Origin of the sequence: Hymenobacter aerilatus, assembly GCF_022921095.1 — a bacterium.
Classification (GTDB): Bacteria; Bacteroidota; Bacteroidia; order Cytophagales; family Hymenobacteraceae; genus Hymenobacter; species Hymenobacter aerilatus.
The window spans coordinates 3586250-3601667 of record NZ_CP095053.1 but is presented as its reverse complement, the minus strand read 5'-3'; the positions used below and the strand labels follow the sequence as shown (position 1 = coordinate 3601667).

11 protein-coding genes are annotated in these 15418 nt (G+C 56.5%); 8 read left to right on the top strand and 3 right to left on the bottom strand.

Annotation, left to right across the window (positions count from 1 at the left end; translation table 11 throughout):
• Positions 1–108 precede the first annotated feature (108 nt).
• Together MUN82_RS15105 and MUN82_RS15100 are read right to left on the bottom strand one after the other, a co-directional pair.
• Complete coding sequence (locus tag MUN82_RS15105) at positions 109–798, bottom strand: CDP-alcohol phosphatidyltransferase family protein (protein ID WP_245091750.1); 690 nt, start codon at positions 796–798, stop codon at positions 109–111.
• A gap of 140 nt (positions 799–938) precedes the next feature.
• Positions 939–1577, bottom strand: coding sequence for an MBL fold metallo-hydrolase (locus MUN82_RS15100; RefSeq protein ID WP_245091749.1), 639 nt, complete (start codon positions 1575–1577; stop codon positions 939–941).
• Positions 1578–1722: 145 nt separating this feature from the next.
• On the opposite strand from MUN82_RS15100, the gene MUN82_RS15095 reads away from it, so the two are divergent.
• The 8 genes from MUN82_RS15095 (at position 1723) to ccsA (ending at position 12402) form a co-directional block, all read left to right on the top strand.
• Complete coding sequence (locus tag MUN82_RS15095; RefSeq protein ID WP_245091747.1) at positions 1723–2823, top strand: NAD(P)/FAD-dependent oxidoreductase; 1101 nt, start codon at positions 1723–1725, stop codon at positions 2821–2823.
• Positions 2824–2844: 21 nt separating this feature from the next.
• Complete coding sequence (locus tag MUN82_RS15090; protein ID WP_245091746.1) at positions 2845–6261, top strand: hypothetical protein; 3417 nt, start codon at positions 2845–2847, stop codon at positions 6259–6261.
• Positions 6262–6417: 156 nt separating this feature from the next.
• Positions 6418–7089, top strand: coding sequence for a heme exporter protein CcmB (locus MUN82_RS15085; protein ID WP_245091745.1), 672 nt, complete (start codon positions 6418–6420; stop codon positions 7087–7089).
• Between the two features lie 107 nt (positions 7090–7196).
• Positions 7197–7868, top strand: a complete 672-nt coding sequence (locus MUN82_RS15080; protein WP_245091744.1) for a cytochrome c biogenesis protein — start codon at positions 7197–7199, stop codon at positions 7866–7868.
• Between the two features lie 64 nt (positions 7869–7932).
• The gene (locus tag MUN82_RS15075) at positions 7933–8142 is read left to right on the top strand and encodes a CcmD family protein (RefSeq protein ID WP_245091743.1); all 210 of its coding nucleotides are present in this window, start codon (positions 7933–7935) and stop codon (positions 8140–8142) included.
• 174 nt (positions 8143–8316) lie between these two features.
• On the top strand, positions 8317–8742 hold the full coding sequence (locus tag MUN82_RS15070; protein WP_245091742.1) for a cytochrome c maturation protein CcmE domain-containing protein: 426 nt from the start codon (positions 8317–8319) through the stop codon (positions 8740–8742).
• Between the two features lie 125 nt (positions 8743–8867).
• Positions 8868–9752, top strand: coding sequence for a hypothetical protein (locus MUN82_RS15065; protein WP_245091741.1), 885 nt, complete (start codon positions 8868–8870; stop codon positions 9750–9752).
• A 52-nt stretch (positions 9753–9804) separates the two neighbouring features.
• Complete coding sequence (ccsA, locus tag MUN82_RS15060; protein WP_245091740.1) at positions 9805–12402, top strand: cytochrome c biogenesis protein CcsA; 2598 nt, start codon at positions 9805–9807, stop codon at positions 12400–12402.
• 78 nt (positions 12403–12480) lie between these two features.
• Here the strand turns inward: ccsA and MUN82_RS15055 are convergent, their stop codons facing one another.
• The gene (locus tag MUN82_RS15055; protein ID WP_245091739.1) at positions 12481–15204 is read right to left on the bottom strand and encodes a T9SS-dependent choice-of-anchor J family protein; all 2724 of its coding nucleotides are present in this window, start codon (positions 15202–15204) and stop codon (positions 12481–12483) included.
• Positions 15205–15418 lie beyond the last annotated feature (214 nt).

The window sequence follows — 15418 nt, the reverse complement described above, 5'->3', positions numbered from 1 at the left end:
GTGGACGTGAAACACGCCGTTTACCCGCTCGGTTCAGTAGGAGCGTAAGCGAGGCAAGAAGAATAGCAGCAATAGCTCTAGATGTAGTATACAATAGCACTATTGGGTTCAGCTTCGCGCCGGCCGTGCTATGGACAGTAAAACGTACAGCAGAATAATGAGCGGCACAGCGGCCGCTTGCAGCAAAAACAACAGCACCACTGCTAGCCCTAAAAATACGAACCGTAGCGCATTACCCGCCCACCCGAAGTGCTTGAACTTAAGCGCAAAAAGCGGCAGCTCAGCTACCAGCAAGCCCGACAAGATAGCCGTAAGCACCAACAGCACCCACGGATTCAGAATCAGGTGGGCCAGGTTGAACCGGTCGTCAAGCAGGATGAGGGGAAGAGAGGCTACTACCAGCGTGCACGCCGGGGTAGGAAGGCCAATAAACGAGTCGCTCTGGCGAGTGTCGTTATTGAACTTGGCCAGGCGCAGCGCCGAAAACACCGTTACTACAAAGCCCAGGTAAGGGAGCCAGTCGGGAAGGTCGGTGCCGCCGCGTACTAGCAGCTGCATCAGCATGGCGCCCGGTACTACCCCAAACGATACCATATCGGCCAGCGAGTCTAGGTCTTTGCCAATCGGCGACGACACGTGCAGAGCGCGGGCCAACAGACCATCGGCAAAGTCAAACGCCGCCGCCAGGGCTACAAAATAAGCCGCCAGATCCAACCGTCCGGCAAAAATCTGGCTAACCGCTAAGCAGCCAGAAAACAGGTTGAGACAGGTAACCGCGTTAGGAATATGTCTTTTCATATAAGGGGTAGAGAGTCTGGGAGCCTTGTTTTAAACGTCATTTCGAACGCAGTGAGAAATCTCGCTTGATAGTAATTACTACCCTACATCAGCACGCGAGATTTCTCACTGCGTTCGAAATGACGTTTAAAACAAGCCCTTTATTTCAAAAACGGATTGGACTGGCGCTCGTCGCCAATGGTAGTGGCGGGGCCGTGGCCGGGGTATACCACGGTTTCATCGGGTAGGGTGAACAACTGCGTGCGGATGCTGTGCAGAAGTGTAGCGTGGTTGCCGCCGGGCAAATCGGTGCGGCCAATGCTGCCCCGAAACAGTACGTCGCCGCCAATGACGGTATGGGTAGGGGCGTGGTAAAATACCACGTGACCGGGCGCGTGGCCCGGTGCGAAGCGTACTTCCAACTCGGTTTCGCCGATGCGCACAACCTCGCCGGGCGTGAGCTTACCCGTGGGCTCGGCAGGTGAGTAGGCCGGGAAGCCGTAATTGGACGCGTAGGTAGGGACGGCGTGCAGCACCGGCAAATCGGCTTCGTGCAGCAGGTAGGGTACGTTATAGGTGTCGATGACGAACTGATTGCCTAGCACGTGGTCGATGTGGGCGTGCGTATTCAGCAGCAGGACCACCTGTAACTTTTCGGTCTCGATGTACTCGCGCAGGGCCTGCTGTTCGGCGCGGTCGTAGCAGCCGGGGTCTACGATGGCGCACTGGCGCGTGGCCTCATCAATGAGCAGGTAGGTATTCTCCGAAAAGGTATTAAACGTGAAGCCGGCAACTAGCATAAAGCAAAGAAAAAGAAACCAGCGGCTGCTGGATGAAATTGGGGAGGTAAGTTACGAGAGTTGGCGCGAACCGAAGCCTGCCGCGGCTTGTTGTGGGCAGCTACCCACGCCCAACGCCGGCATTTTCGCGTTACTTTACCCCCGCATGACAACCTACGACTACCTGCTGATTGGGCACGGCCTGGCGGGGGCTACCCTGGCCCACGCTCTGCGCCAGCGCGGCCGCACGGTGCTGGTCTACGACCCCGGCCACCCTAACTCGGCCTCCAACGTAGCAGCCGGACTGATTAACCCCGTGGCTGGCAAGCGTTTCGCGCTGGCCTGGAAGATAGATGAGTTGCTACCCGCGGCCACTGCTTTTTACCAGGCAATGGAGCAGCACTACGGTGCAACGTTTTTCATCCAAACGCCTATCCAAAAGCTGTTTTCATCGGTGGCGGAGCAGAACACGGTGGTGACCCGCAGCGCCGACGCACCCTGGCGGCACTACGTGGCGGAGGTAACCGGCGCCCTACCCCCCTTGCCGGGCGTGCGGCAGGAGTTTGGCGGTATTCAGATTCAGCATGGCGGCTACGTGCGGCTGCGCGAGCTACTGACTGCGCTGGCTCAGGAAGCGCAGGCGCACGGTCAGCTGCGGCAGGAGGTTTTCGACTGGTCGCAAGTGGTGTTTGATGCTGACGGTGCGACATACGCACCCGGTCAGGTACGTGCCCGGCAAGTGGTGTGCTGCGAGGGGGTAGGGGCTACCCAAAATCCGTATTTTAGCTGGCTGCCACTCACACCCAATCAGGGGGAAGTGCTGGACGTGGCTTGTCCCGATTTGCCCGAAGAGCAGGTGCTCAACAAAGGCGCCTACGTGGTGCCGCTGGGTGATGGGCAGTTTCGGGTAGGGGCTACCTACCGCTGGCCGCCGTTTGCAGAAGGCATCACGCCGGAAGCCACCGCCGAGCTGAGCCAGCGCTTGCAGGAGATGACCACGCTACCCTTCACCATTACGGCGCAGCGGGCCGGCGTGCGCCCCGCCGTACGAGACCGAAAACCCTTGCTGGGCCGGCATCCAGAACAGCCTATTTTGAGTATATTTAACGGTTTCGGTTCCAAAGGCGTACTCCTAGCGCCGGGGCTGGCTGCCCAACTGGCCAACCACCTCGAAAATAGTGCTTCTGCCCTATGGCCAGAGGTCAATATTTCCCGATATCACGCGTTGTATACAGCCGCTTCGTCGGCCACTATTATCTCTTCCTGAACTCTTCTTTCTGGTTCCTATATGAAGCACTACTCCTTACTGTTACCCCGCCGGGTAGGCCGGTTGCTGGGACTTATTGTGCTGCTGTTATCGGGTTCTTTCTGGGTGGCCCCCTCCGCTGCTGTGGCGCAAACCGCGCAGGAGCCGTTTGGAAGGGTGCGTCTGCAATACAAGAAGTTTGACTGGCTGCAATTGAGCACGCAGAACTTCAATATCTATTACTACGCTGGGGGCGAAATTGCGGCCCGCCGCGCCGCCGAGTACGCCGAGAAGGAGTTGCAGCGCATCACTTCCCTCATTGGCTACTACCCCTATTCCAAAACCACCATCATGCTCTATAACTCCGTGGGCGACCTGCGGCAGAGCAACATTGGGCTGGATCAGGACAAGTACCAGATGGGCGGAGAGACTTCCTTGCTGCGCATGACCAAGGTGCAGATTGCCTACCAGGGCCAGCAAACGCAGTTTAAGCGCGATGTAAGCTACCAGGTAACACGCGTGCTGCTCAATGATATGATGTACGGCGGCTCGTTGAAGGAAGTGCTGCAAAGCACCTACCTGCTGCAACTGCCCGACTGGTTTATCGGTGGGGCCTCGGCTTATGCGGCCGAGGGCTGGAGCGTGGAGATGGACAACTACATGCGCGACATGACCCAGCAATACGAGGGCACGCGCACGGCGCCGTTTTTTCTGCGCAACCCGCAGCTAGCTGGCCAAAGCATCTGGAACTACATTGCGGAGCGCTACGGCTACACCACCATTCAGAACATTCTGAACCTCACGCGCATCACGCGCGATGTGGAGGTAGGTATCAGCTCGTCGCTGAATGTGCCGTACAAGATTTTCCTACGCGACTGGCTGCAATACTACCGCCAGCTAAACGCCCAGCCCCAAACGGCGTTTGTGCCGTTGAATGAGCAGGCACAGCTGACCTCGCGCAACAACCGCAAGAGCATTATCTATTCGCAGCCGGTGCTCAGCCCCAATGGCCAGCGTCTGGCCTATGTGGCTAACGAAGGCGGCCGCTACCGCGTGATGGTAGTGAACCGCGATGGCTCGCACCGCGACGTCATTCACCGCAACGGCTACCGCACGCCCGACCAACAGGTGGAAACGCGCTTGCCAGTGCTGGCGTGGCGCGGCAACAACCAAGTGGCCGTGGCTGAGATGGACAAAGGCTACATGACCCTGCGCCTACGGCAAGCCGGCGGCAGCGGCTTCGCTAACACCTTGGAGCGCCTGCTCGACGCCCTACCTTTCCGACGGAAGGATGAGTCTATCTTCCGGCAGTTTACGCAGGTGATGAGCCTGGCATACTCGCCCGATGGTAAATCGCTCGTATTCAGTGCAGCCCGCGATGGCCAAAACGACCTCTACCTGCTACGTGCTGGTAGCCGCCGGCCCGAAAAGCTGACCGACGATGTGTTCGACGACGTAGAGCCGGTGTTCCTACCCAATGGGCAGGGCATCGTGTTCAGCTCCAACCGCTGGCTTGACAGCACCGGCACGGCGCGGGGCGATTTTAGCTCCGTGGTCAACAACTACGACCTTTTCCTGTACCATCTCGACGGCCGGCCGCGGCCGATGGAGTCGCTGGTAAGCACTATTTCAAACGAGAGCACGCCCCGCGTTATTTCCGATTCGGAAATCATGTATTTAGGTGAGGAAAGTGGGATTCGGAGTGTGTACCGGTTCAACTTAACCACACGACAGCGCGCAGCTGTTACCAGCTTCCCAGTAGACATCCGCAGCTTCGACTACAACGCTACCACCAACGCGTTGGGCTTTGTTACGACCGACCGCGCCCGCGATGCGGTATTTCTCTACCCTAATTACCCGCTGCCCGAGGGCGTGAAGCTCTTCAAAACGGCCCGCCAGGAAACGCTGGAAGACCGCTCGCGTCCCAAACTAGCACCCCCCGTGCGGCGACCCGCAACGCCGGCTGTGGTGCGAGAGCCGGCCCCGGTACCCGCTACCCCTGACTCTACCTTAGCGGTGACACCTCCTGCTGCTGCACCCGACACCACGAACCGGACCGCAGCGCCGGTAGCCGCTACCCCGGCTACCACTGCGCCCCGCCGTACCCAGCAGGTGAACGTCAACGACTATAAATTCGACGAAGACATTCCAATGTCGACGGCCCGCACGAATCCCAATCAGCCACGGCGCACGCCCTCGGCTACCACCAGGGCCCTAACGGCTGCACCAACCCCGCAGCCAGCCAACGCGCTGGCTGTCAATGGTCCCTATCGCTACGACAACCGCTTCAGCATCGATAATGTGGTGTCGTCGCTGTACGTGGATCCGCTGCTGGGTTTCGGCTTGGTAGGGCAGGTCAACATGTCGGATCTGTTTGAGAACCACCGGATTCGGGCTAGTATTTTCGCGCTTACTGACTTGAAAACCAGTAATATGTACGCGGAGTACACCAACCTGACGCACCGCTACGACTGGAGCATTCGGTACCAAAAGCAGGCCTATTTCCTGTACGTGCCAGATCGGTCGAATTACCTGACGCGCTATGGCCGGCACGAAATTGCGCCTACCATTGCCTACCCTCTCACGCACAATCTGAGCGTGCGCGGTGGTCCTAGCTACGTGAATATCAGCCGCTTATCGTTAGATGATTTGCCGGGTGAGCAGGACGTTGCCCGGAGCTACGTAGGCTTCAATGGCGAACTGATCTTTGATAATGCCATTGCAACCGGCGTAAACATGCTGCAAGGCACCCGCATGAAGGTGGGCTACCAGAAGCTGTCTAGCCTGGACAACAATGATTTGAACCTGAGTAACCTATATGTAGACTTACGGCACTATCAGAAAATCCACCGGTCTATCATTTGGGCTACCCGCGTGAGTCATGGGCAATTCTTCGGGCCAGCACAGTCGGTATACCGTCTGGGTGGCATGGACAACTGGCTAAACAACAAGTTCGAAAACGACCCGGCGCTGCCCCAAACCCAGCGCCTTCAACCTTCGACTGTAGCCTCGTCCAACTACGACCCTACCCAACTGTTCTACCAGCAGTTCGTGACCAACCTCCGGGGCTTCAACTACAGCAAGCGCAACGGTCCGAAATACATCCTGTTCAACACTGAGCTGCGCGTGCCCATCATTCAGTATCTCTCCAACAAGCCGATTTACTCCGGCTTCTTCCGCAATTTGCAACTCACCGGCTTTGTAGATGGGGGCTCAGCTTATTCCGGCGTCAATCCTTTCAATACCAACAACTCCTATAATACACAGGAGTTTGGCGGAAGCGGCAACGCCTTCTCCGGCACGGTTACCACCTTCGGCAACCCCTTGCTGATTGGCTACGGCGGCGGCATTCGGACTACCATCCTGGGCTTCTACGGCAAAGCAGATATTGCCTGGGGACAGGAAGACTACAACCGCACCGGGCCGAAGTTCTACTTCACGCTGGGGTACGACTTCTAACGTCTCCGCACTTAGAAGCTACTAGCAGAACAGCCGCCGCGATACATCGCGGCGGCTGTTGTTTTTGGGTAGCCTTGCCAATCGAAGTTGTTTCATAGCACCTCATCCTAAACTTGCGTGCTGTATCTTTGTAGTCCGCTTCCTACCCCGCTTCCCATGCAGCTCGTTCGTGAGATTGGCTATCTGATGCAGAAAGACTTTCGTCTGGAATGGCGGCAGCGTGCTACCCTCAGCGGTATGCTGCTGTATGTGGGTAGCACCGTGTTTGTGTGCTATATCAGCTTTGCGCTGCGCGGGGGCGAGCTGCCTGCGCCGGCCTGGAATGCATTGTTCTGGATTATCCTGCTATTTACGGCCGTGAATGCCGTAGCAAAAGGCTTTTTGCAGGAAAGCCGTGGCCGGCAGCTCTACTACTACGCGCTGGTACGCCCACAGGCCGTGATTCTGGCTAAGATTGGCTACAACGTGCTGCTGCTGCTGGGCTTGGGTGGGGTAGGGTTTGCGCTATATGCGCTGGTGCTAGGCAACCCCGTGCAGGATGTGCCTCTGTTTCTGCTAAATATGGCACTCGGGGCTATCGGCTTTGCCTCCACGCTCACGCTGGTATCGGGTATTGCGGCCAAAGCCACCAACAGCCACACGCTGATGGCCATCTTGGGTTTCCCGTTGATGATTCCGATGTTGCTATTGCTCATCAAAGTTTCCAAAAATGCGCTGGATGGGTTGGAGTTTGAGGCCAGTAGTAGCTCCCTGCTCACGTTGGTGGCGCTCAATATGATAGTGGGTGCGGTTTCCTACCTGCTCTTTCCCTTTCTGTGGCGCTCGTAGCAGGCATACCTTTTCATGTAGAATTAATGTGGTATAGCAGGAAATTGTATGCTATTTCTTTTCGTTCACTAAAGACTACCACCCTCGTGCGTGGCAGTAAATAGCTTATGAAAAATAATTGGTGGAAAGGCCTGGCTGTGCTACTGCTGCTATACGTGGCGGTGGCGGGGCTGCTATTGCCGGTGCCCCGGCTGGCGATTCTCAACGAGAGCATTCGCAACCTCTACTTCCACGTGCCCATGTGGTTTGGGATGACGGCAGTGCTCGCGGCTTCGGTGTATTACTCCGTGCGCTACCTGCGCACGCCTACCCCACAGTTGGATATCCTCTCGAATGAGGCTGCCAAAACGGGTATTTACATGGGCTTTGTGGGGCTGGCTACGGGCAGCATCTGGGCCAAGTATACCTGGGGTGCCTGGTGGACCAACGACCCCAAGCTTAACGGGGCCGCCATTGCCATGCTGATTTATGGCGCCTACCTGGTGTTGCGTTCGTCTTTCCAAGATGAGCAGCAGCGCGCCCGCATTTCGGCCATCTACAACATCTTCGCTTTTGCGGCGGCTATGCCGCTATTCTTCATCCTGCCGCGCCTCACGGCCTCGCTGCACCCCGGTGCGGGCGGCAACCCGGCGTTTGCCAAGTACGACCTGGACAGCAACATGCGTCTGGTGTTCTACCCCGCCGTGATTGGCTGGACCCTGCTGGGATTTTGGTTGGCGCAACTCGCTAGCCGTGTGGCCTTTCTCAAACAAAAAGTATATGACAAACAGCTTGCTTAATAAGGGTTTTGGGAGCTTAAGACCTTGGGGTCTTGGATGGATGAAGAAGGGTAGGGGGATGCGGATGGTTTCGCTGCTTATTGCGCTGCTGCTGCCGGTACTACACGCCGCCGCGCAAACCGCCGACGAGCCGGAAATGGCCGATGCTCTGCGCCAGAGTGGCAAAATTTACGTGGTAGTGGCCGTCATTACCGTGGTACTGGCCGGACTGCTGTTTTTTTTGATTTCGCTGGACCGCAAAATCGGTCGTCTGGAGAAGGAAGTACGCGACTAAGCGCCCCGGTACGAGCACTCGCCAACAATAGTTGCCGATTGCGTGCGTACTTTTGCCGCAGGCAACAGATTTAAGCTCACGCTTTTTGCTTGTTGTGGACTTTTCCACCCGATTTTCTTGTTTCACCGTTGCTGTCGGTTTTTGGTAGCAACGCGTCTTCCGCTTTTTTCACCCATGAAGAAATCGCACATTCTCATTCTGGCTGTTATTGCCGCCGCCATCGGTATTCTGATGACCACCTCTGCCGATGTCAGCCAGTACGTTTCGTTTAAGGAGGCCCGCGAGCTAGCCGCCGAGGGCAAAACCACCAAAGTGCACGTGGTGGGTCGCCTGCCCCGCAGCGGGCAGCAGATTATGGGCCTGGAGTATAACCCTACCCTCGATCCTAACTACTTTGCTTTCACCCTGGTGGATACCAATCGGGTGGCTCAGCGCGTGGTGTATTTCAACCCCAAACCCCAGGATTTCGACAAGTCGGAGCAGGTGGTGATTACCGGTGCCATGCGCAACGACGTGTTCGTGGCCGATAAAATTCTGCTGAAGTGCCCCTCGAAATACGTGGAGAAGGATATCCAAGGCGCCACAGCATCTGTTAATTAAGTAATTGCGAAGTAAGCATGAGTGATGCATGGAATGCAGCATACGGGGAGATGATAGCGAAAACTCGCTTTCGGCCGTGTGTGCTGCGTTTTCACGTGGCATTCTTACTTCTTATTTCGCAATCATTGAGTACGAAAGCACAGGTACCCAACGACGACATTGAGCAGCGCCGTGTGCTACGCCTCAACGAGCAGATAACTTCTACCACAACGGGCTGCACAGTACAGTGGGCCTGCGTGGATAAGCAGCTGACGGGCAAGTGCATTGAGTATCACAACGACCAATGGTTTGAGTTCACTCCATTGGTTTCGGGGCGTTATTACGTCAATATTGGCGGGCAGCAGTGCCGCGATACGCGGGGCGTGCAGCTGGTAGTACTCACGGGCAAACCCTGCCAGCCTGCTACCTACCGGGTGCTATCCTGTACCTCACTGGGCAGTCAGGATGATGTGTTTGTGACGTTGGACAGCTTGCAGGCTGGGCAGCCCTACTTGCTAGAAGTAGATGGCTACCTGAAAGACTTTTGCCAGTTTGCCCTGGCTGTCAGCGAACGGCCGCAGGGCCGCCCCGCTGCCGACGAGCCTCCGTTGAGTAGTGTAGCGCCTACTGATGCCAAGGTTGTACAACTACACTGGACCCTACCCGACTCTCTGGGCAGCGTCAACCGTTTTCGGGTGGTGCGCCGCGAGGCGGCTCAGTTTCGCAGTCAGCCGCTGGCCACACTGGAGGTGGGCCGCACTACTTACGGCACCAGCGACCAAAGCTACTCTTACACCGACACGCTTACGGCTCCCGGTCGCTACCTCTACCAGGTAGTAGCTGAAGCTCCCAACAACGCCCCGCCCACGCTGTTGCAACAGCAATGGGTGGCCTATGTGCAGCGGATGCCCACAAGTACTAGCAGGCAGGCCACCAGCCGGCAGCGCGACTCACGAACCATGGTACAGTGGCAGCGACGGCAGCATCAAGCCCGCTTGAAGCATTTGTCTACCACCGGAAAAAGGAAGTAGGGCATTCTTTCGACCACTACACAGCAAAGCAAGTCTTTTCAACACATAGTTTATGCTAAACACGTTCATCGGCGACCTAGGACACGCAAGTGTCATTGTAGCGTTTGCGGCGGCCTGCGTGGCGGCTTATTCCTACTATATGGCGGCCAAAGATCAACCCCTGGGCGCTGCCGATCTGGGCTGGCAGCGGTTGGCTCGCGGTGCCTTTTTTGTGCACGGAGCGGCGGTGCTGGCGGTTATTGCCAGCCTGTTTGCCATCATTCACGGGCACCACTACGAGTACTACTACGCCTGGAGCCACAGCAGCAACCACCTGCCGGTGTACTACATGATTTCCTGTTTCTGGGAAGGCCAGGAGGGCTCGTTTCTGCTCTGGATTTTCTGGCAGGTAGTGTTGGGTATCTTCATCATTCAGTACAGCAAGAAATGGGAAGCGCCGGTGATGGCCGTGTTTGCGGGCGTGCAGCTGTTCCTGGTTTCCATGATTCTGGGGGTAGTGATAGGCGACGTGAAGATTGGCTCTTCACCATTCATTCTGCTGCGCGACTTCCTCGATATTCCGGTTTTCAAAACCGACCCCAATTTTATTCCGCAGGATGGCACCGGTCTGAACGCTTTGCTCCAGAACTACTGGATGGTTATTCACCCGCCCACGCTGTTCTTGGGCTTTGCCCTCACGCTGGTGCCTTTCGCCTACGCCATTGCTGCCCTCTGGAAGCGTGAGTTGACTGCTTGGGTGCAGCCTGCTATCCGTTGGACGCTGGTAGGTGGCCTGGTACTAGGGGTAGGGGTGATGATGGGCGCCTATTGGGCTTATGAAACCCTAAACTTTGGCGGTTACTGGAACTGGGACCCCGTGGAAAATGCCGTGTACATTCCGTGGCTGGTGCTGGTGGCCTCCTTGCACGGCCTCATCCTGTGGAAGCGCGGCAAAACTGGTTTGCGCACCTCGTTTGCGCTTGTCATTGCCACGTTTGTGCTGGTGCTGTACGCTACTTTCCTGACGCGTAGCGGGGTGCTGGGCAATGCTTCTGTACACTCCTTTACTGATTTAGGTCTGTCGGGCCAGTTGCTGATTTACCTGGGCGTTTTTGCTGTGCTGTCGGTGGTGCTGCTGGTAGCACGCTGGCGCTCTATTCCGGTTTCGGAGAAGGAACTGACCACTTATAACCCTGAGTTGTGGGTGTTTGTGGGTGCCACGGTGTTGTGTCTGGGGGCGTTTCAGGTGCTGGTGACCACCAGCATTCCGGTATACAATGCTTTCCTGGGTTTCATCGGCATCAAGTCTAACCTTGCCCTGCCTGCCGACCAGATTGGCCACTACACCAAAATTCAACTGTGGATGGGGGTAGGCGTGGCCTTCCTGTCGGGGCTGGCGCAGGTGATGTGGTGGCAGAAAAACGACAAAGAAAGTCTTACCAACTCGCTCACCGTTCCCGGCATACTCACGCTGCTGGGTGCCGCGCTGGCTATCTTACTGGTGCGCTACAATAAGCTGGAAATTTCGGCCGTATATATTGTGCTGCTCACCACAGCGCTGTTTGGCGTGCTGGCCAACCTGAGCATGGTCCTTACGCTGATGCGCCGCAAGGTAAGCCTCTCGGGCGGTGGGGTAGCACACATCGGGGTAGCCCTGATGCTGCTGGGTATTCTGGCTTCCGCGGGCTACTCTACTATCATTTCCGGCAACGTGTCGGGGTTGGTGTACTCCAAGGAGTTTACCGATGAGCTGAACCGCGACAACGTACTGTTGTGGCGCAACGAGTCGGCGCCTATGGGGCCGTATGAGGTGAGCTACACCGGTCAGTATTTTGATGTGCCCGGCGTGCCCGGCTACGTCAACAAAGAGCTGCTGTTCCGTACCGATGATGAGTACAAGGTAGTAGCTCGTGGCAACATCAAGCGCGCCAATACGGTGTATTATAAGGCTGGCGACACGTTGGAAATTGTGCCCGAGAACACCTACTATCGCGTCGAGTACAAGAACAAGAAGACAGGTAAAACCTTTGAACTGTTCCCGCGTGCTCAGGCCAACGAGGATATGGGCGGCCTGCTAGCTTCTCCCGACATCAAGAAGTTCTGGGACCACGACATCTACTCGCACGTAAGTGCTACCCCTCCTGCCACCGGCCCCGACTGGAGCGAGGTAACAGAGCACGTATTGAGCGTAGGCGACACCATCTACCTCAACGACTACTTTGCGGTGCTGCGCGCCGTGGAGCCCGCCCATCAAACGGCTGGACTGGGCCTGAAAGAGGGTGATTTGGCTATTCAGGGCGACTTTATTGTGTATGGTGAGAAGCGTCAGTATCATATTCACCCCATGTTTGTGGTGCGCAACCGCATGGTAGGCCGTGTACCCGATCAGTCGGAAGACCTGGGCCTGCGCCTCTCCTTCCTGAATGTGGACCCCACAGCCGGTAAGTTTACTTTTGGTGTAAGCACGGCGCAAAAGGACTACATCATCCTGAAAGCTATGGAGAAGCCCTTCATCAACCTGTTGTGGAGTGGCACGCTACTGATGGCGCTGGGCTTTGGAATGGCCTTCGTGAAGCGCCGCCGCGACACCAGCGCCGTTTTACCGGCCACCGACGACGAGGCTAAGCCGCTGCGGGCACGGCCCGTACAGCGCCCACGGCAGGTGGCGTAATGCAAACCTAAACCCGACACAAAAAAGCCGGGCTGCTTTCAAGGCAGCCCGGCTTTTTTACTGTAAGTAACAAGCAACCTATTTCTGTACGCTGATGCGCTTTACAGCAGTTTCGCCGTCTAGCTCCAGCTTCAAGGTGTAGATGCCGGCAGCCAGGGTAGCTAAGTCTAGTTGGTCAGGCTGTTTGGTGGAAAGCATGCGGGTCATGACTGTCTGGCCCAAAGCATTAACCACGGTAGCGTAGGCCTGACGTGCCTTGCTGCTGCGCAGGTCTACGTTTAGTAGGCCAGTAGTCGGGTTGGGGTAGGCTGCTACAGCCTGCGACAAGGCTTGATTGACCGCCAGGGGGCCGGCCGTAAGTGTCACGTCATCAATCGACAAACGGAACGAGTTGGCGGCGCTGGTCACGTGCATGCCCACGTAATACGTGCCATCCGTTGCCACCCGGATGGGTTGGGCCGTTGCCTGCGTGAAAGCAGTGGCCGTGAGGTTGTTGTTGGTGTAAATCGTGGTTGTCATGCCGGCCACGGTAGGCGCGTTGCCTACCTTTATTTCCAGGCGCTCGGGCGTGGTGGCGCTACCCACCCGGTAGTAGAACGACAACAAATACTGCTGCGCTGCTGTGAGCGACAGTGCCGGCGTGAACACCCAGTCGTCGGCGGCCGTGGTCAGGCTCTGGTTGTTAAAGTTGTACGTGAGGGCGTTAGCCGGACTGCGGGCAGCAGCAGTACCGTTGGTCCAGGTGAAACCATCCGTATTGGCATCGACTACCGTAAAGCCGCAGGGTAGGGCGGGAGCCGTTACACCATCAAAGTTTTGGTTATAAGGAAATGCTGCCAATGGGGCCGGAGGCGTGCAAGGCGTAGTGAAAGCCACCGGGCCAACAACTACACTTTGGTCGGTGGCACTGCATGCACTGCGTATGTACACCTGATAAGCCGTAGACGGCGTAAGACCCGTGAGAGCAACAGGAGATGCTGTTGCTGATACCGTAGTTCCTGCCGTAGTAGCTGGGTCAAAACCCGTAGGACCGTACACAACACTGAAATTGCTAACGCCGGCTGGCGGCGTGAAACTAACGCTGGCTGCGGTAGGTGCAGTAGCTGTGGCTGCCAAAGCGGTGGGGGGTAGGCAAGTGGCTGCCGTAGTCACCGCCTCAATCATAAACTTGCCATAGTTATTGATAGCCAGATCAGCAGGCGCTGAATTGTCACCCAGAGTCAACCGGAAGAAGGTAGCACGGCGTGTAGGCGTTTCACGTTGCACACCTAGCGGGAAATACGTGTCTGTGGCCGATGCAGCCAGTGACTGTTGAACCAAGCCCACCAGAAACTCCGTGGTCTGAGTACCTACCACTACAGGGGCGGTAAGGGCAAACGCGTGGTACTTGCCAATGTCGCTCGTTGCAATAGTGTACGCATCCGAACGTCCGAGCACTCGGCCGGCTTTATCCGTTACGATGGCGTATACGTTACGTCCTACTGCGCTGGCGCCACCCTCCAGGTCAATATTGACGCTGGTTAGTAACCGCGGTGTGCTGGCCGTATAGCGGGCCAAGAACGCTTGTGGGGTTGTTACGAGTCCACCGAGGCTTAGTGCAGCCGGCCCGGCCGTAGCATAAGAATACGTTGTGTTGTTTACTGCTTGTGTAGTGGTCAAGGTATTATTATCGATAATACCGTCAGCGGGAAGGGTCACGGTCACGGTATTAGTACCAGTAACCGTGGGTGTAAAGGCATCAAACGCAACTATGGTAGTTTGGCCTGGTAGCAAAGAAGCCACCGTCTTGGTGTTGCTGAAGGTGTTGGCGCCCGTCACTGCTACCGTCACCGGTACATTTGTGAGGGTGTTCAAGCCCAGATTCTGGACGACGGCCTGCATCACATGAGGCGTAGCGCTGGGAATGGGTAACTGGCTCAGGGTATGAATGGCTACCACCGCAGCGTCATTTGGCGGGGTAGGCCGGAAGCGGAACGTAGCGCCTGTAGCTGGCAAAACGGTCTTGCGAAAATTGAAGCCATTGCTGTTTGCCACCGGATAATTAGCGTCTTGCGGCGAAGCATTCAGCCAAGCGGTGGTCGAGCCCTTCACGAGTGTGATGAGCTGCCCGTTGGCATTGCTGGAGCCTTTCACCCCAACGGCACCATATTTAGCAGCGTCCGTACCGGCGCCGGCGGTGGCATTGCCGTAAGTGAACTCGATGTTATTTGTCGTTTCGTACAGTTTCACCTGAAACGAAACCGTAGCGAATTGCTCGTCCAGTACAGTTGTGCCGGTGGCCGTAGTAGCGCGGGCCTTGTCCTTCACGTCTTTCCACTGCACAGTGCATACGCGGTTAGGCGCGGTGCCTGTCACGGCTACCCGGTACTCGGTAGTGGGTGTGCCCAGCCAGTCGGTGTTGAAGGGCACCAGCAGGTTCACGTCGGTAGCAGCGGTGCTGTTAAACGGGCCACCCGTTGTCACTTGCGAGCCATCAAAATAGAGAGCCGCCGAAGGAGCCTCGCTGCCCAGCTTCAGATAGCCATTTGTGTTCAGTACAAACTGCGTGAAGCTTTGCCCGTTGTAGTTGAAAGTGAACCCAATAGTCTGAACAGCGGAGTTTGCATCGTCTGTATTATCCGTGGTGATGACGGTGCCGGCGGTACCCAAGTCGGTATAAGTGCCTATCAGGCTCTGGATGCTTGCACTTCGGTAAGTAAAGCTTTGTGCGTGCACACTGGTGGCGCCCAGCGCTAGCAGAGCAGCCAGTGCCCAGTGTCGCTTGCGAGTTCTGCGTGTATCTGTAGAGTAAGGTTGCGTCATAGAAGTAGGAATGAGAGGTAAAAAAGCGCGTGTAGGCAAAGGAAACACCTTGTCAAGATGCCGAATTTCTTCGAAAAGGTAACGCTCCTCAAGCGGAAAGCGCTACTGCAAAATGCTCTTTCTGCGGCAGAAACAATGTTCTGTTTTTCGTTATCAGCATGAGGTAGATATGCAAAAGGACAGTCCCTTCGGACCGTCCTTTTGTAGGGAAAGA